Source organism: Rhodococcus kronopolitis (genome assembly GCF_042654025.1).
Classification (GTDB): domain Bacteria; phylum Actinomycetota; class Actinomycetes; order Mycobacteriales; family Mycobacteriaceae; genus Rhodococcus_G; species Rhodococcus_G kronopolitis.
On record NZ_JBHSFO010000003.1, the window covers coordinates 360,761 to 377,374 of the forward strand.

Here is a 16,614-nt window from a genome sequence, read left to right on the forward strand (position 1 = left end):
GCCGCGACCCGCGGTCGCCACGGAGTACTCGACACACACGAAGGCCGGGTGCGAGTATCGCACCCGGCCTTCGTGTGTGGCCTTGCCTGTCACGCCCGGAGGCGTGGATACCTACTTGAGCTTCTCCAGTCGCGCAACGGTCGCGTCGAACTCGGCGACCAGTTCGGCCATCGACTCGGCGACCGGGCGGATCTCGTTCATCCGACCGACGATCTGACCGGCCGGCATCGCGACAACCTCGGGATTCTCCGAGGCGACGATCCGCTGGTGCGCCTCGGCGACCAGGAGGTTCTGCAGCGGCATCGGCAGCGCGTCCGGTGCGCCCTCCGCCGACCACGCCTCGGTCCACTTGGTCTTGAGCAACCGGGCCGGCTTGCCCGAGTAGATCCGCGAGCGAACGGTGTCCGCGGAGGTCGCGTCGAGCAGCGCGCGCTGGATGGCCGACGGGCCCTCACCCGACGCGCTGCCCAGCTTGTACTCGGCGGCGGTGAGCCAGTACGAGCCCATCCAGACGCCGGATGCCCCGAGGCTCATGGCTGCGGCGATCTGACGACCACTGCCGATTCCACCGGCGGCCAGCACGGTCGCGGAATCGCCTACCGCGTCGACGATCTCGGGAACCAGGACCATCGAGGCGATCTCGCCGGTGTGCCCGCCGGCCTCGTAGCCCTGGGCGATGACGATGTCGACGCCGTTGGCAACGTGGCTGAGCGCGTGACCGACCGCCCCGGCGAGGGCGGCGACCGGAACCCCGTGCGCGTGCGCCTCGTCGATGATGTCCTTCGGCGGCGACCCGAGCGCGTTGGCGATCAGTGCCGGACGGTGACGCAGTGCCACGTCCACCTGCGCCCGTGCGACGGAGTGCAGCCAGCCCAGCACGCCGGCGGCCTGCTCGATGTCGTCGGACAGCGGCGGCACGCCCAGTTCGTCGAGCGTGCGGTTGACGAACGCGCGGTGCTCGGCCGGGATCAGCTTGTCCAAGTCGACGGCCGCACCCTCGGTGGGCACCTTCGCAGGCATGACGATGTCGACGCCGTACGGCTTGCCGTCGGTGTTCTCGTCCATCCAGGCGAGGGTCGCCTCGAGCTCTTCCGGATCGTTGAACCGCACGCAGCCCAGCACGCCGAGCCCGCCGGCCCGCGAGACCGCCGCCGCCACGTGCTCGGACGGGGTGAACGCGAAGATCGGGTACTCGATGCCGAACTTCTCGGCCAGTGCGTTACGCATCAGGAGTTTCCGTTGGAGTAATGATCGTCGGCCTCGCGCTGCACGGTCTGCTCCTTGGCCCACTGGTAGTTCGGCTTACCGGCCGGGTTGCGCTTGATCTCGTCGACGAACCAGACGCTGCGCGGCACCTTGTAGCCGGCGATCTCCTTGCGGCAGGCCTCGATGATCTCGTCCATGCTCGGGCGCTCTGCATCCGGGCGCACGGCGATCACCGCGGCGACCCGCTGTCCCCAGCGCTCGTCCGGGATGCCCACGACGAGTGCGTCGAACACGGCGTCGTGCGTCTTGACCGCGCCCTCGACCTCCTCGGGGTAGATCTTCTCGCCGCCGCTGTTGATCGAGACCGAGCCACGCCCGAGCATCGTGACGGTGCCGTCCTCCTCGACCCGCGCGAAGTCGCCCGGAATGGAGTAGCGCACGCCGCCAAAGGTTTTGAAGGTCTCGGCCGTCTTGACCTCGTCCTTGTAGTAGCCGAGCGGGATGTGGCCGTGGCGGGCCAGCAGGCCGACCTGTCCGGAGCCGGGCACGACCGGGACGCCGTCGTCGTCGATGACCACGGTCGCGGCGTCGATCTTTACGCGCGGGCCGCCGGAGTGCTCGAAGCCCTTGGCGATCACGCTCAGGCCGCCGAAGCCGGTCTCGGAGGAGCCGATCGAGTCGGTGAGCAAGCGGTTCGGCAGCAGGTCCAGGAACTGCTCCTTGAGCACCGGCGAGAACAGCGCGGCACTGGAGGCGATGACGTACAGCGAGGACAGGTCGTAGGGCTCACCCGTCTCGGGGTTGCCCTGGACGAGTGCGTCGAGCATCGGGCGGGCCATGGCGTCGCCGGTGATGAAGATGAGGTTGATCTTGTGCTTGTCGATGCACTGCCACACCTCGTGGCCGTCGAACTCGGGGTGCATCACGAGGGTGCCACCGCCGAAGAGGCTGTGGAACACCGCGGACTGCGAGCCGCCGTGGATCATCGGGGGGATCGGGAAGCGGACCATCGCCGGGTTCGCGGCGCCGACCTTGGCCATCTCCCACTCGTCCTCGACGCGCTCGCCGGTGACGAAGTTGACGCCGCCACCGAGCACGCGCCACCAGTCCTCGTGGCGCCACATGACGCCCTTCGGCATGCCGGTGGTGCCGCCGGTGTAGAGCATGAAGATGTCGTCCTGGCTGCGCTCGCCGAAGTCGCGCTCGGGAGAGCCCTCGCTCAGCGCCTGCTCGAACTCGACGCCGAACTCGGCGTAGTCGAGATCGGTGCCGTCCTCGACGACGATCACGGACTTGACCAACGGCGTGTTCGGCAGCACGTTGGCCACCTTGTCCACGTACCGGCGCTCGACGACGAGCGCGGCCATGTCCGAGTTCTCGAAGATGTACTGCAACTCGTTCTCGACGTACCGGTAGTTGATGTTGACCATCACCGCACGGGCCTTGAACACCGCCACCATGGCCTCGATGGCCTCGATGGTGTTGCGGCTGTAGATGCCGACCTTGTCGCCGGGCTGGACGCCGTGTTCCAGCAGGTAGTGAGCCAGACGGTTGGTCCGCTCCTCCAGCTGCGCGTACGTCACCTCGCGGGTGCTGTCCAGCAGCGCGATGCGTTCGGGATTCAGGTCGATGGAATGCTCAACGAAGTCTGCGATATTAATGGCCACGCCCAACAAAGTAGAACGTGTTACCGTTTCATGCAAGGGTCAGTTTGAGACCCAACTCACACAAGATCGGGAGCTTTCAGTGTCCTCCACCACATCCGAGATCGCCGATGTCGCCGCGTCCGCCCCGCACTGCCTCGTCGAGAAGCGCGGTCACGTCCTCATCGTGACGATGAATCGGCCGGCAGCGAGGAACGCTCTCTCCAGCGAGATGATGGCGATCATGACCGAGGCCTGGGACCAGGTCGACGCCGATCCCGACATCCGGGTCGCGATCCTCACCGGCGCCGGTGGCACGTTCTGCGCAGGCATGGACCTCAAGGCGATGAACAAGAGCGCCCCCGGCGACAAGTTCGTCAAGGGCGGAATGGACCTGACCAAGCTGCCGGCGCTGCTCAAGGGCCGTCGGCTCACCAAGCCGCTGATCGCCGCGGTCGAGGGCGCGGCCATCGCGGGCGGCACCGAGATCCTGCAGGGCACCGACATCCGCGTGGCCGGCGAGAGCGCCAAGTTCGGCGTCTCCGAGGCCCGGCTGGGACTGTTCCCGCTCGGCGGCTCCGCGGTCCGCCTGGTCCGCCAGATTCCCTACACCGTCGCGGCCGAAATCCTGCTCACCGGCCGGAACGTCCCGGCGTCCGAGGCCAAGGAGCTCGGCCTGATCGGCCACGTCGTGCCCGACGGAGAGGCGCTGACCAAGGCGCTCGAGATTGCCGACGCCATCGCCGCCAACGGCCCGATCGCCGTCCAGGCCATCCTCAAGACCATCCGCGTCACCGAGGGCATGCACGAGGAGGACGCCTTCAAGATCGAGGCCGAGATCGGCGCCGAGGTGTTCCGCAGCGCCGACGCCAAGGAGGGTCCGCGCTCGTTCGCCGAGAAGCGCACCCCGGTCTTCGAAGGCCGCTGAACCTCCCAGCACTGTCCCCTCGCCCCGGCGAGTGAACGGAAGCGTTCATTCGATTGGATCGAATGAACGTGCCGTTCACTCGCCGGGCACGGGCCGAATCTGCCCTCTACTCGCCGGTCGCCGGCAGCAGTCGCACCGACGGGCGCGGTCTGGCCAGAGCCACCGCATAGTGCGCGCGCAACGCGTCGATGACCGCGCTCGGATCGTCGCGAACCTGTGACGGGCGCGTCGCCAGCACCACGATCCCCTTCCCCTGCATCCGCGTACGCCGCTCGAGCGTCGCCGCGTGCTCGGCCGGCGACAGATGCCATTCGATCGAATCGATCTCCCACGCCAGCCCGACGTCGTCCATCCACCCGTCCGGGACCGCGATGAAGTCTCCGTCACCCGTGACGACCGTCCGGTTGAACACCATCGGGGGCAGCCCGCTCTTGAGCCAGAGGTTCCGCGCTTCCGCCTCCGGCACGGAGTGCACGTGCGCAGTGACCTCCTCAATCACCCTGCGCGGCAAGGCAGAGCCACGCTTGCTGCCCGCTGACAGCTCCGCTGCGAGCTCATCGGGCGTCACCTCTCCTCGCTGCACGATCTCCGCGATCAACGCACGTGCGGCATCCAACGAGGTGCACCGGCGGGCAGCGTCGAGCAACGCCCGCCGGAGGGGCGCACACGGCAGACCGCTGCGAACCTCAGGCTCGGGCAGACGCGTAGTGCGCTCGACATGGACGAACGCGACGGACTGCACACGACGGCGATCCGGCAGCAGCACGTGCACGTCGCCGGCGTAGTGCCCGAACCCGTATTCGCGCAGCGCAGACCGACCGCTGAGCATCGCGCCGTTTCCGGCGTACATCAGCGCCGCGACCGTCCGCTGCCTGGCCGTCGGATGGCCGTTGGTCAGCTGGACCACCCCCGGCAGCAGGTGGGACCAGGGCCCACCCGGTCGACAGCGCGCCGCGACGGTCGACGTCGAAACACCGAGGCCGCCCATCTCCGACACCTTGATCACACCGCTGTCGCTTGCCTCGACCAACAGGCGCTGATGTGTCTTCCACTGTCCCCCGCGCATGCTCCGATCGTGGACCACGCGGGATGCCGCGAGGCCAGGAAAACGGTCGAGTGACGGCTGCCTGTGGATGGATTCGCGGCCTGTGGACAACCGGCCGGTCCCGATCCGCGCCGAGTGAACGTACCGTTCATTCGATCGCATCGAATGAACGCTTCCGTTCATTCGATGCGTGGGTGCGGACCGGGAGCCGGGGACGGGGCTGGGCTGGCTAGGCGGGCCTGACGGCCGCCGCGAGCTGACGCATGTGCTCGACGTCGCGGCAGGTCACCAGCAGCATGGTGACACCCGAGTCCTCCCACACCTTGACCTGTTCGCGGACCTCCTCGAGGTTGCCCAGGATCATCGTGTCGGTGACCATCTCGTCCGGCACGATCGCGGCGGCCTCGTCCTTGCGGCCGGACAGGAACAGGCGCTGGATCTCCTTGACCTCGTCGCCGTACCCCATGCGGGTGTACACCTGGGCGTGGAAGTTCACCTCGGCCGCACCCATCCCGCCGACGTAGAGCGCCGTGATCGGCTTGAGCTTCGCGATAGCCGCCGCCCGGTCGTCGGTGATGACGACCTGGCAGGTGGCCGCGACCTCGAAGTCCTCCCGGCTGCGCCGCGCACCCGGGCGGGCGAAGCCCTCGTCGAGCCACTCGTTGTACATCGGCGCCAGTCGCGGCGTGTAGTAGATCGCCAGCCAACCGTCGGCGATCTCCGCGGTCATGGCGACGTTCTTCGGGCCCTCCGCGCCCAGCCAGATCGGCAGGTCCGCGCGCAGCGGATGGGTGATCGGCTTGAGCGGCTTGCCCAGGCCCATCGAACCCTCGCCGGTGTACGGCAGCGGGTAGTGCGGGCCTGCGTTGGTCACCGGCGCCTCCCGCGCGAGCACCTGCCGCACGATCGAGACGTACTCCCGGGTGCGCGCGAGCGGCTTCGGGAAGGGCTGGCCGTACCAGCCCTCGACGACCTGCGGCCCGGAGACACCGAGACCGAGGATCGCGCGACCACCGGAGAGATGATCGAGGGTCAGCGCGTGCATGGCGGCGCCGGTCGGCGTCCGCGCGGACAGCTGCGCCACCGAGGTGCCCAGCCGGATCCGCTCGGTGCTCGAGCCCCACCAGGCCAGCGGGGTGAACGCGTCGTTGCCCCACGACTCGGCGGAAAAGACGGCATCGAACCCCGACCGATCCGCTTCTGCAACAAGTTCAGCCGCGTTGGCCGGCGGCTGTGCGCCCCAGTACCCGAGTTGCAACCCCAGCTTCATGTGTGCGCCTCCGTGTTTTCCCATTTCCACCGCACTATGCCGGTGACTCTTGCCACAGTAATAAGAACCTGTTCTACTCGAACTTGTGACCCCTGAAAAGACCCAAGTGGCCGAGCAGCCGCTGAGTGCACCACTAAATCTGAAATTCGACTACACGCGGTCCGTCGGACCGACCATCGGAGCATTCGTGACCGGTCTTCGCGACCGTCAGGTCGTGGGCGTCCGTGGGTCCGACGGTCGCGTCCACGTGCCGCCGCCGGAGTTCGATCCCGCCACCCACGAACCGATGACCGACTTCGTCGACGTCTCCGACACCGGCACGGTGGTCAGCTGGACGTGGATGCCGGAACCCATCGAGGGCCAGCCGCTCCGCCACCCGTTCGCATGGGCACTGGTGAAGCTCGACGGCGCCGACACCTCGATCCTGCACGCCGTCGACGCCGGCACGCCGGACGCGATGAGCACCGGGATGCGGGTGCGGGTGCGCTGGGCGGACGAGCGAACCGGCCACATCCGGGACATCGCCTGCTTCGAACCCGGCGAGAGCGAGTCCACACCGGCGCAGCCCGGCGGTGACCCGGTCACCGACATCGTGACCCCGATCGACCTGCACTACAAGCACACCGCGTCGCTCGAGGAGACCTACTACCTGCGTGGCCTCATGGAGGGCAAGATCATCGGCGGCCGCACCGATGCGAACGGCAAGGTCTACGTCCCCCCGCGTGGCGCGAACCCCACCGACGGTGTCCCCACCAAGGAGCAGGTCGAGGTGTCCGACAAGGGCACCATCACCACGTTCTGCATCGTCAACGTCCCGTTCCTGGGCCAGTCGATCAAGCCGCCCTACGTGGCGGCCTACGTCCTGCTCGACGGCGCCGACATCCCGTTCCTGCACCTGATCCTCGATGTCGATCCGGCCGACGTGCGGATGGGCATGCGCGTCGAGGCCGTCTGGCGGCCCAAGGAGGAGTGGGTGTACTCGCTCCGGAACGTCTCCCACTTCCGTCCCTCCGGTGAGCCGGACGCGGACTACGACACCTACAAGCACCACCTCTAGGAGCCGAAAGACCATGACAGACATTGCAGTCGTCGGCTTCGCACAGGCCCCTCATGTGCGCGAGACCACCGGCACCACCAACGGCGTCGAGATGCTCGTCCCCTGCTTCCAACAGTTGTACGCAGAGCTCGGAATCACCAAGTCCGACATCGGGTTCTGGTGCTCAGGATCGTCCGACTACCTGGCCGGCCGCTCGTTCTCGTTCATCTCCGCGATCGACTCGATCGGGGCCGTGCCGCCGATCAACGAGTCGCACGTCGAGATGGACGCCGCCTGGGCGCTGTACGAGGCCTGGGTCAAGCTCATGACCGGCGAGGTCGAAACCGCCCTCGTGTACGGCTTCGGCAAGTCGTCCGCCGGTAACCTCCGCCAGATCCTGGCCATGCAGACCGACCCGTACCTGGTTGCCCCGTTGTGGCCGGACTCCGTCTCGATGGCGGGCCTGCAGGCCCGGCTCGGACTCGACGCCGGCAAGTGGACGGCCGAGGACATGGCGCGGATCGCCCAGCGCAGCCGCGCCGCGGCCAAGGACAACCCGAACGCGCAGTTCTCCGGCGACGTCGACATCGAGACGCTGCTGGCGTCCGAATACGTCGCCGACCCGCTGCGCACGCACGACTGCGCGCCGATCACCGACGGTGCGGCCGCGATCATCCTGGCCCGCGGCGACCGTGCCCGCGAGCTGTGCGAGCGGCCGGCCTGGATCACCGGCATCGAGCACCGGATCGACTCCCCCAACCTCGGGTCGCGCGATCTGACCATCTCGCCGTCGACCGCGGCCGCAGCGCGCGCCGCAAGCGGTGGCGACGTCTCGAACATCGACGTCGCCGAACTGCACGCCCCGTTCACCCATCAGGAGATCATCCTGCGTGAGGCGATCGGCCTGACCGATGCCACCACGATCAACCCGTCGGGCGGACCGCTCACCGGCAACCCGATGTTCTCCGGCGGTCTCGAGCGCATCGGCTACGCGGCGCGCAAGATCATGAGCGGCGACGCGCAGCGCACACTCGCACATGCCACCAGCGGCCCTGTGCTGCAGCAGAACCTGGTCGCAGTCATGGAAGGACGCAACAACTGATGGCAAAGCAGAATGCCGCAGTCCTCGGCACCGGTCAGACCTACTACGTCGCCAAGCGCCACGACGTCACGATGGCCGGCATGATCCGCGAGGCGATCGACCGCGCGATGGCCGACGCCCACGTCGGCTGGGACGACATCGACGCCATCGTCATCGGCAAGGCCCCCGACCTGTTCGAGGGTTCGATGATGCCGGAACTCGCAATGTCGGATGCGCTGGGCGCCAACGGCAAGCCGCTGCTGCGCGTGCACACCGCCGGATCGGTCGGCGCCTCGACGGGCAACGTCGCGGCCAGCCTGGTGCAGGCCGGCGTCCACAAGCGGGTGCTCGCGGTGTCGTGGGAGAAGCAGTCCGAGTCCAACGCGATGTGGGCACTGTCCACCCCGGTGCCGTTCACGATGCCGGTCGGCGCGGGCGCGGGCGGCTTCTTTGCTCCGCATGTGCGCTCGTACATCCGCCGCTCGGGCGCCCCGGACCACATCGGTGCGATGGTCGCTGTCAAGGACCGCCGCAACGGCGCGCTGAACCCGTACGCGCACCTCAAGCAGGCGGACATCACCCTCGAGTCCGTGATGGCCTCCCAGATGTTGTGGGATCCCATCCGTTTCGACGAGACCTGCCCGTCGTCTGACGGCGCATGTGCAATTGTCATCGGCAACGAGGACGCCGCGAAGGCTGTCGAGGCCGACGGCCGCAAGGTGGCGTGGATCCATGCGACCGCGATGCGCACCGAGCCGCTGTCGTACGCCGGCCGCAACGTCGCGAACCCGCAGGCCGGCCGGGACGCCGCTGCCGCTCTCTGGAAGGCCGCGGGCATCACCGATCCGGCAACCGAGATCGACGCGGCCGAGATCTACGTGCCGTTCTCGTGGTTCGAGCCGATGTGGCTGGAGAACCTCGGGTTCGTGCCGGAGGGCGAGGGTTGGAAGTTCACCGAGGCAGGCGAGACCGCTCTCGGCGGGCGGTTGCCGGTCAACGCATCGGGTGGCGTGCTCTCGTCGAACCCGATCGGCGCGTCCGGCATGATCCGGTACGCCGAATCGGCGATGCAGGTGATGGAGCGCGCAGGCGACCATCAGGTCGACGGCGCCCGCAAGGCCTTCGGCCATGCGTACGGCGGTGGCTCGCAGTACTTCGCGATGTGGGTGGTCGGCGCCGACCGCCCGACCAACTAGAAGGGACACCACCGTGAAGTTCACCGTCGGAATCGCGATGAGCCCGCTCGACCAGCTCACCGCACTCGCCCAGACCGCGGAGGAGTGCGGATTCGCCAACATCGCGCTGCCCGACTCGCTGTTCTACATGGAGACGGCCGCCGCGGACTACCCATACACCCCAGACGGCTCGCGCATGTGGAATGCCGAGACGCCGTGGGTGGACCCGTTGATCGCGGCGGCTGCTATGGGTGCCGCGACCTCCACGATCGGCTTCTACACGAACGTGCTCAAGCTCGGCTCCCGCAATCCCCTGCTGCTCGCGCGGCAGGTGGGTTCGGTGGCCAACCTGACCGGGAACCGGTTCGGGTTCGGTGTCGGGATCGGCTGGGCACCTGAGGAGTTCGAGTGGTGCGGCGTGCCGTTCAAGCGCCGCGGCGCCCGGGTCGACGAGATGATCGAGGTCATCAAGTTGACCCTGGCGGGCGGCATGGTGGAGTACCACGGCGAGTTCTTCGACTTCGACAAGCTGCAGATCAGCCCCGCCCCCACCAAGCCGGTGCCGTTCTACGTCGGTGGACACACCGACGTGGCTCTGCGCCGTGCGGCCCGGGTGGGTGACGGCTGGACCTCGGCGATGATGAAGTTCAAGGATCTCGTCGAGACCAAGCGCAAGCTCGACGATCTCCTCGCCGAAAATGGCCGGGAGGGAGAGCCTTTCGAGATTCAGGCGGTGTGCATCGACCGTTTCGGCAAGGATGGGTACCAGGAGCTCGCCGCGGCCGGCGTCACCGACACTATCGTGGTGCCGTGGCTCTTCGACGGCGTCGCGTTCGACGGCCCGCTCGAAGCCAAGCAGGACTCGTTGCGCAAGTTCGCCGCCGCGTACATCAACTAGCTCCACATCTCCGCCCGTATCCAGCCCGAGCCCGTCACCGAAAGAGAGCACAATGCCGTCCGCCGAACACCCTGCCCGCATCGCTTCACTCGCGTCTCAGTCGGCCGCGAGCGGCAAACGAAAGCAGGAGTGGCTCGACCTCTTCGCGGAGGACGGCTGGGTCGAGGATCCCGTGGGGCCCTCGGGATTCGACCCGGAAGGCAAGGGCCACCACGGTCGTGAGGCGATCGCGAGGTTCTACGAGATGACCATCGCGAACACCGAGTCGATCGAGTTCATCGTCGACGACTCCCTGCTCTGCGGTGACGAGGTGGTCAACGTCGGCAAGATCCGCACCGTGCTCGCCGGGTCCCAGATCGACGCCGAGGGCGTGTTCGTCTACCGGGTCAACCCGGAGGGAAAGCTGCAGTCCCTGCGGGCTTTTTGGGAGGTCGAGCGGGCGATGAAGACCGCCGTCAAGCTCTGACCGAGGCGCCGACGCTCTGAGTCGGCGGAGCACACACGAGAATGGGCCGCACAGGAATTCCTGTGCGGCCCATTCTCATTGATCCCTGGAAGGAAGATCACCGACAGGGTAACAGCAGGCAGCGCCGACGAGACCGTGGTCTCGCCGGCGCTGCCGGGGTGTATCTGTGGTGCGGGGCGACCTAGTGGTCGACCGGGCAACCGCCGGTCTTGTAGTCGACCTGGTACTCCTTGATGCCGTTGAGCCAGCCGGAGCGCAGACGGCGGGTCTCGCCGACCTGCTTGATGTCCGGGAGGAAGTCGGCGATCGCGTTGAAGATCAGGTCGATCTCCATGCGGGCCAGGTTCGCGCCGAGGCAGTAGTGCGCGCCGGTGCCGCCGAACGAGAGGTGCGGGTTCGGGTCGCGGAGGATGTCGAACTTGTCCGGGTTCTCGAACACGTCCTCGTCGAAGTTGGCCGAGACGTAGCTCATCACCACGCGCTGGCCCTTCTTGACCGCGACGCCGCCGATCTCGGTGTCCTCGAGCGCGGTGCGCTGGAAGGACGCGACCGGGGTGGCCCAGCGGATGATCTCGTCCGCCGTGGTCTTCGGGCGCTCCTTCTTGTACAGCTCCCACTGCTCGGGGTTGTCCATGAAGGCCTTCATGCCGTGCGTGGTGGCGTTGCGGGTGGTCTCGTTGCCGGCCACCGCGAGCACGATCACGAAGAATCCGAACTCCTCCGGGCTGAGCTCGTCGCCGTCGACGTCCGCCTCGATGAGCGTGGTGACGAGGTCGTCACCCGGGGTCTCCTTGCGGGACGCGGCCAGCTGGTACGCGTAGCCGAGGATCTCCATCGACGCGGCGGCCGGATCGACGTCGGCGAACTCGGGGTCGTCGTACGAGGTCATCTGGTTGGACCACTCGAAGACCTTGCCGCGATCCTCCTGCGGCACACCGATCAGCTCGGCGATTGCCTGCAGGGGCAGCTCGGCCGCGACCTGGGTGACGAAGTCGCCGTTGCCCTCTGCGGCGGCGGCCTTCACGATCGCCTCGGCCCGGTCCTTGAGCTCGGCCTTGAGGCCGTTGATCGCGCGGGGGGTGAAGCCACGGGAGACCAGCTTGCGCAGCTTGGTGTGCTCCGGCGCGTCCTTGTTCAGCAGCACGAAGCGCTGAAGCTCGATGGCCTCGCGCTGCATGTCGTCCGCGAAGCGCGGGATGGCGGTGTTCTCCCAGGTGGAGAAGACCTCGCTGCGCATCGAGACGTCGCGGATGTCCTCGTGCCGGGTGACCAACCAGTAGCCACCGTCGTTGAACCCACCGACGCCGTCGGGCTGGTCGACCCAGAACACCGGCTCGGCCTTGCGGACCTCAGCGAGCTCCTCGACGGGGATCCGGTGTGCGTAGATGTCGGGGTCCGTAAAGTCGAAACCCGCGGGAATGTTGGGCTGTGCCACTGCTGTCTCCTACCCTCGCGACCCATGCCGCCGGTGATGTGGAACACGTTCTATTAACATTGAATCACAGAGCTCACGCAAGGGAAAGGTCTGCACCTCGCACCCTTGCCCTATCGCGAGAACCTGTTCTACTTTCAGTGTTACCTGAAGGAACTTGAAGGAAAGGAGCCCGCCGTGGGCACACCAGTTATCGTCGAGGCCGTCCGTACGCCGATCGGCAAGCGGGGTGGCTGGCTGTCCGGCCTGCACGCCGCGGAGACCCTGGGCGCCGTCCAGGTCGGGCTGCTCGAGCGCGCCGGCCTCGACCCCATGCTCGTCGAGCAGGTCATCGGCGGCTGCGTCACCCAGGCCGGTGCCCAGTCGAACAACGTCACCCGGGTGGCCTGGCTCGCCGCCGGACTGCCCTGGCAGACCGGCGCCACCACCGTCGACTGCCAGTGTGGCAGCGCGCAGCAGGCCAACCACCTGATCGCCGGGCTGATCGCCACCGGCGCCATCGACGTCGGCGTCGCCTGCGGCATCGAGCAGATGAGCCAGGTTCCGCTCGGCGCCAACGTCGGCACCGAGGCCGGACCGCGGCGCCCCGCGTCGTGGGACATCGACATGCCCGCGCAGTTCGAGGCGGCCGAGCGGATCGCGAAGCGCCGCGGCATCACCCGCGAGGACATCGAGGCACTCGGCGTCCGCTCGCAGGCGCTGGCCAAGCAGGCCTGGGCCGAGGGCCGCTTCGACCGTGAGGTGCTGCCCCTGACGGCCCCCGTCATCGGCGAGGACAAGCTGCCGACCGCCGAGACCACGCTGGTCTCCCGCGACCAGGGCCTGCGCGACACCACGCTCGAGTCGCTGGCCAAGCTCAAGCCGGTCATCGAGGGCGGCATCCACACCGCCGGCACCTCGTCGCAGATCTCCGACGGCGCCGCCGCGGTGCTGCTGATGGACTCCGACCGCGCCCTGGCGCTCGGCCTCAAGCCCCGCGCCCGGATCGTCTCGCAGGTGCTGGTCGGTGCCGAGCCCGAGTTCCACCTCGACGGCCCGGTCCAGGCCACCGCCAAGGTGCTCGAGAAGGCCGGCATGAAGATGGGCGACCTCGACCTGTTCGAGGTCAACGAGGCCTTCGCGTCCGTCGCCCTGTCCTGGGCCCGGGTGCACGGCGCGGACATGGACAAGGTCAACGTCAACGGCGGCGCGCTGGCCCTCGGCCATCCCGTCGGCAGCACCGGTTCGCGCCTGATCACCACCGCGCTGCACGAGCTCGAGCGGACGGACAAGTCCACCGCGCTGATCACCATGTGCGCAGGTGGCGCGCTGGCCACCGGCACCATCATCGAGCGGATCTGATCCGACGATGAACCGCCCACCGATGCTCGATACGAATTTCACCCGCGCCATCATCAAGTGGATGTCGAAGTCGAATGTGTTCGCGTACCGGGCGACCGGTGGGCGCATCGGTGGCAAGTGGCGGGTCGGCAGCGCCGCGAAGACGGGGCTGCCGATCTGCCTGCTCACCACCACCGGCCGCAAGAGCGGCGAGCCGCGGGTGAGCCCGCTGCTGTTCCTCGAGGAGGACGGCCGCGTCGTCCTCGTCGCCTCGCAGGGCGGGCAGCCGAAGCACCCGCAGTGGTACTTCAACATCAAGGCGAACCCGCGGGTGAAGATCCAGATCCGTTCCGACGTGCGCGAACTCGTAGCCCGCGTGGCGGACGACGACGAACACGCACGGCTGTGGCCGAAGCTGGTGGCGATGTACCCGGAGTTCGACGACTACCAGTCCTGGGTCGAGCGGAAGATTCCCGTCATCGTGTGTGCGTAGCAATCACGACGCATCTGACAGAGAATGCAGTGGGAGGACGCGTGCCACCGGACACCACCGCGTGGCACCCGTTCTGCTGTTGCACACTCAACGGACAGGGAGACGCGACATGACGGCAGGGCCACAGGACCAGATCATCGACCGGCGGCAGATCGCCAAGGCGCTGCTGCGGGCACTCGAGATGCGTCACGAGATCCTCGACGCCATCGTCGACAGCGATGACCATGCGGCCGCGGTCCGCACGGTGGCGGACCTGCTCGGCACCACCGAGCCCAACGCCAACGCCGTCCTGGGACTTCAGCTCGGGCGGCTGACGAAGCACGAGCGGGACCGGCTCGCCGACGAGGTCTCGAACCTCGACGCGACGCTCAAGTGGCTGCCGGAGCAGCGGCCGTTCAGCACCGGCGAGGGGGTCTCCCTGCGTCCGTTCGGCCAGGGCAAGGGCGACACCGACCTGTTCCGTCGCCGCTCCACCGAGCAGCTCGGCGACGACGGCCAGCCGTGGTCCGCCGATCGGGTCGAGGACGAGCGCCGCGCGGGGCTGCGCCGGGTGGACGACGAGACCGCGGCATGGTTCGTCTGCGAGCGCGCCGCGGGCGACCACTCCGAGTGCGTCGGCCTGGTCTTCGGCGAGCTGAGCGGCAGCGAGGTCGAGCTCGCTGTGTGGGTCGCCCCGGAGGCGCGGAAGCAGGGCGTCGGCACGGCCGCCATCAAGCAGTCGCGGCCCGAGCTCGCCGCCTACTTCCCCGGCAGCATCGTCGTCGTCCGCACGCCGGCGTAGCACGGGCGGCCGCACGCAGAAACGCCACTGGGCGCGTCCGTTCCGGACGCGCCCAGTGGCGTTTGTGGCGGGTGTTACGCGCCGTAGACCGGGGTCGGAACCTCGGCCTTGGCCAGCAGGTCCGCGACGACGGGACCGATCTCCTTGGGGTCCCAGCGGTCGCCCTTGTCCTGGCTCGGGCCGTGCCGCCAGCCCTCGGCGACGGTGATCTTGCCACCCTCGACCTCGAACACCCGGCCGCTGACGTCCTTCGCCTCGGCGCTGGCGAGCCAGACCACCAGCGGGGAGATGTTCTCCGGCGCCATCGCGTCGAAGCCCTCCTCCGGTGCCGCCATGGCCTCGGCCATCGCGCCGCCGGCGCCGACCGTCATCCGGGTACGGGCGGCGGGGGCGATCGCGTTGACCGAGACGCCGTAGTTCTTCAGCTCGGCCGCGGCCTGAATGGTCATCTCGGCGATGCCGGCCTTGGCCGCGGCGTAGTTGCCCTGGCCGATGGAGCCCTGCAGGCCCGCGCCCGAGCTGGTGTTGATGATGCGGGCGTCGACCGGGCGACCGGCCTTGGCCTCGGCGCGCCAGTAGGCGGCCGCGTGCCGCAGCGGCGCGAAGTGACCCTTGAGGTGCACCCGGGTCACCGAGTCCCACTCCTCCTCGGACATGCCGACGAGCATGCGGTCACGCAGGAAGCCCGCGTTGTTGACCAGCACGTCGAGGCCGCCGAAGGTGTCGATGGCCGTCTTGACCAGGTTCTGCGCACCGTCCCAGTCGGCGACGTCGTCGCCGTTGACGACGGCCTGGCCGCCTGCCGCGATGATCTCCGCGACGACCAGCTCGCCGGGGCTCTCACCGGTCGCGGCACCGTCGCCGCCGACGCCGATGTCGTTGACGACGACCTTCGCGCCCTCGGCCGCGAACGCGAGCGCGTGCGCCCGTCCGATACCCCGGCCCGCACCCGTCACGATGACGACGCGGCCGTCCACCAATCCACTCACTTGTTCTCCTCTGTGTCTGCCGCCGCCAGGAAGGCGGGGCGCTCGCCGCCGCCGTGGACGGTCAGTGTCGAACCGCTGACGTAGGACGCCAGCGGTGATGCCAGGAATGTCGCACAGTTGCCGATGTCCGCGGGCTGCGCCATCCGACCCAGCGGGACCGTCTCGCCGACCGCGGCGACGCCGTCCGGCCCGCCGTAGTGCAGGTGGCTCTGCTCGGTCTCGACCAGCCCGACGACCACCGAGTTGACCCGCACCCGCGGCGCCCACTCGACCGCCAGGCTCGCCGACAGGCTGTCGATGCCGGCCTTCGCCGCGCCGTAGGCCGCGGTGCCCGGAGACGGGCGGCTGCCGCTGACGCTGGAGATGTTGACGATCGAGCCGCCGGTCTCCTGCCGCTGCATGACCGCGTTTGCGGTCTGCGCGACGAGCAGCGGCGAGAGCAGGTTCAGCTCCACGATCTTCGAGTGGAAGCGGGGGCTGGCGTCCGCGGCCAACGCGAACGGCGCGCCGCCCGCGTTGTTCACGACGGTGTCCAGACGCCCGTGGGTGGCGACGATCTGGTCGATCATCGCCTGCACCTGCTCGGGGTCGCGGACGTCACAGGCGATGAACTCGGCGGTCCGTCCGGCCACCTCGATCGGCTCTTCCGCGGGTCGTCGCGCACACGTCACCACGGTCGCGCCCGCGTCCAGGAAGGCGCGGCTGATGCCGGCCCCGATCCCGCGTACACCGCCGGTGACCAGCACCACGTTGCCGTCCAGACCCAGATCCACCTGTTACCTCCGCTGTCTTACGAACTCCACTGCGCACCGGGCTGGGCCCGGCACCGACCGCGTGGCTGTCCGCCCGGC

Annotated in this window: 16 protein-coding genes; 9 read left to right on the forward strand and 7 right to left on the reverse strand. The window is 68.4% G+C overall.

The window, feature by feature from the left end; translation table 11 throughout:
- Positions 1 to 111: 111 nt before the first annotated feature.
- Together ACFO6S_RS08265 and ACFO6S_RS08270 are read right to left on the reverse strand one after the other, a co-directional pair.
- Positions 112 to 1,227, reverse strand: a complete 1,116-nt coding sequence (locus ACFO6S_RS08265; RefSeq protein ID WP_378415838.1) for an NAD(P)H-dependent flavin oxidoreductase — start codon at positions 1,225 to 1,227, stop codon at positions 112 to 114.
- On the reverse strand, positions 1,227 to 2,873 hold the full coding sequence (locus ACFO6S_RS08270; RefSeq protein ID WP_378415840.1) for an acyl-CoA synthetase: 1,647 nt from the start codon (positions 2,871 to 2,873) through the stop codon (positions 1,227 to 1,229). The genes ACFO6S_RS08265 and ACFO6S_RS08270 overlap by 1 nt, the downstream gene beginning before the upstream one ends.
- A gap of 79 nt (positions 2,874 to 2,952) precedes the next feature.
- Here ACFO6S_RS08270 and ACFO6S_RS08275 point away from each other — a divergent pair, with 79 nt between their 5' ends.
- On the forward strand, positions 2,953 to 3,777 hold the full coding sequence (locus ACFO6S_RS08275) for a crotonase/enoyl-CoA hydratase family protein (RefSeq protein WP_378415842.1): 825 nt from the start codon (positions 2,953 to 2,955) through the stop codon (positions 3,775 to 3,777).
- 106 nt (positions 3,778 to 3,883) lie between these two features.
- Here ACFO6S_RS08275 and ACFO6S_RS08280 read toward each other — a convergent pair whose 3' ends face one another.
- Both ACFO6S_RS08280 and ACFO6S_RS08285 read right to left on the reverse strand, forming a co-directional pair.
- Positions 3,884 to 4,843, reverse strand: a complete 960-nt coding sequence (locus tag ACFO6S_RS08280; RefSeq protein ID WP_378415844.1) for a hypothetical protein — start codon at positions 4,841 to 4,843, stop codon at positions 3,884 to 3,886.
- Positions 4,844 to 5,051: 208 nt separating this feature from the next.
- Positions 5,052 to 6,092: an LLM class F420-dependent oxidoreductase gene (locus ACFO6S_RS08285; protein ID WP_378415845.1), complete on the reverse strand. Its 1,041-nt coding sequence runs from the start codon at positions 6,090 to 6,092 to the stop codon at positions 5,052 to 5,054.
- 106 nt (positions 6,093 to 6,198) lie between these two features.
- Here ACFO6S_RS08285 and ACFO6S_RS08290 point away from each other — a divergent pair, with 106 nt between their 5' ends.
- Genes ACFO6S_RS08290 through ACFO6S_RS08310 form a run of 5 tightly spaced genes read left to right on the forward strand, consistent with a single transcriptional unit; the run spans position 6,199 to position 10,748 of the window.
- The gene (locus tag ACFO6S_RS08290) at positions 6,199 to 7,149 is read left to right on the forward strand and encodes a Zn-ribbon domain-containing OB-fold protein (RefSeq protein WP_378416119.1); all 951 of its coding nucleotides are present in this window, start codon (positions 6,199 to 6,201) and stop codon (positions 7,147 to 7,149) included.
- 13 nt (positions 7,150 to 7,162) lie between these two features.
- Entirely contained in the window at positions 7,163 to 8,230 is a 1,068-nt protein-coding gene (locus ACFO6S_RS08295; protein ID WP_378415847.1) for a thiolase domain-containing protein, read from the forward strand.
- Positions 8,230 to 9,405: a thiolase domain-containing protein gene (locus ACFO6S_RS08300; protein ID WP_378415849.1), complete on the forward strand. Its 1,176-nt coding sequence runs from the start codon at positions 8,230 to 8,232 to the stop codon at positions 9,403 to 9,405. Before ACFO6S_RS08295 ends, ACFO6S_RS08300 begins: the two co-directional genes overlap by 1 nt.
- 13 nt (positions 9,406 to 9,418) lie before the next feature.
- Positions 9,419 to 10,282 carry a TIGR03619 family F420-dependent LLM class oxidoreductase gene (locus ACFO6S_RS08305; RefSeq protein ID WP_378415851.1) on the forward strand — a complete coding sequence of 288 codons (864 nt, stop codon included), beginning with the start codon at positions 9,419 to 9,421 and terminating at the stop codon, positions 10,280 to 10,282.
- A gap of 52 nt (positions 10,283 to 10,334) precedes the next feature.
- On the forward strand, positions 10,335 to 10,748 hold the full coding sequence (locus ACFO6S_RS08310; RefSeq protein WP_378415853.1) for a nuclear transport factor 2 family protein: 414 nt from the start codon (positions 10,335 to 10,337) through the stop codon (positions 10,746 to 10,748).
- 181 nt (positions 10,749 to 10,929) lie between these two features.
- Here the strand turns inward: ACFO6S_RS08310 and ACFO6S_RS08315 are convergent, their stop codons facing one another.
- Positions 10,930 to 12,183, reverse strand: coding sequence for a cytochrome P450 (locus ACFO6S_RS08315; RefSeq protein ID WP_378415855.1), 1,254 nt, complete (start codon positions 12,181 to 12,183; stop codon positions 10,930 to 10,932).
- A 174-nt stretch (positions 12,184 to 12,357) separates the two neighbouring features.
- On the opposite strand from ACFO6S_RS08315, the gene ACFO6S_RS08320 reads away from it, so the two are divergent.
- From ACFO6S_RS08320 to ACFO6S_RS08330, 3 genes are all read left to right on the forward strand, one after another.
- Positions 12,358 to 13,521 (forward strand): steroid 3-ketoacyl-CoA thiolase, encoded by a 1,164-nt coding sequence (locus tag ACFO6S_RS08320; protein WP_378415857.1) that lies wholly within the window; start codon positions 12,358 to 12,360, stop codon positions 13,519 to 13,521.
- 7 nt (positions 13,522 to 13,528) lie between these two features.
- A complete protein-coding gene (locus ACFO6S_RS08325; protein WP_378415859.1) occupies positions 13,529 to 13,993 on the forward strand; it encodes a nitroreductase family deazaflavin-dependent oxidoreductase in 465 nt (154 codons plus the stop codon).
- A 109-nt stretch (positions 13,994 to 14,102) separates the two neighbouring features.
- Complete coding sequence (locus tag ACFO6S_RS08330; protein WP_378415861.1) at positions 14,103 to 14,774, forward strand: GNAT family N-acetyltransferase; 672 nt, start codon at positions 14,103 to 14,105, stop codon at positions 14,772 to 14,774.
- Between the two features lie 74 nt (positions 14,775 to 14,848).
- Here ACFO6S_RS08330 and ACFO6S_RS08335 read toward each other — a convergent pair whose 3' ends face one another.
- Positions 14,849 to 15,763 carry an SDR family oxidoreductase gene (locus ACFO6S_RS08335; protein ID WP_378415863.1) on the reverse strand — a complete coding sequence of 305 codons (915 nt, stop codon included), beginning with the start codon at positions 15,761 to 15,763 and terminating at the stop codon, positions 14,849 to 14,851.
- On the reverse strand, positions 15,760 to 16,536 hold the full coding sequence (locus ACFO6S_RS08340; RefSeq protein WP_378415865.1) for an SDR family oxidoreductase: 777 nt from the start codon (positions 16,534 to 16,536) through the stop codon (positions 15,760 to 15,762). Before ACFO6S_RS08340 ends, ACFO6S_RS08335 begins: the two co-directional genes overlap by 4 nt.
- Positions 16,537 to 16,614: the final 78 nt, after the last annotated feature.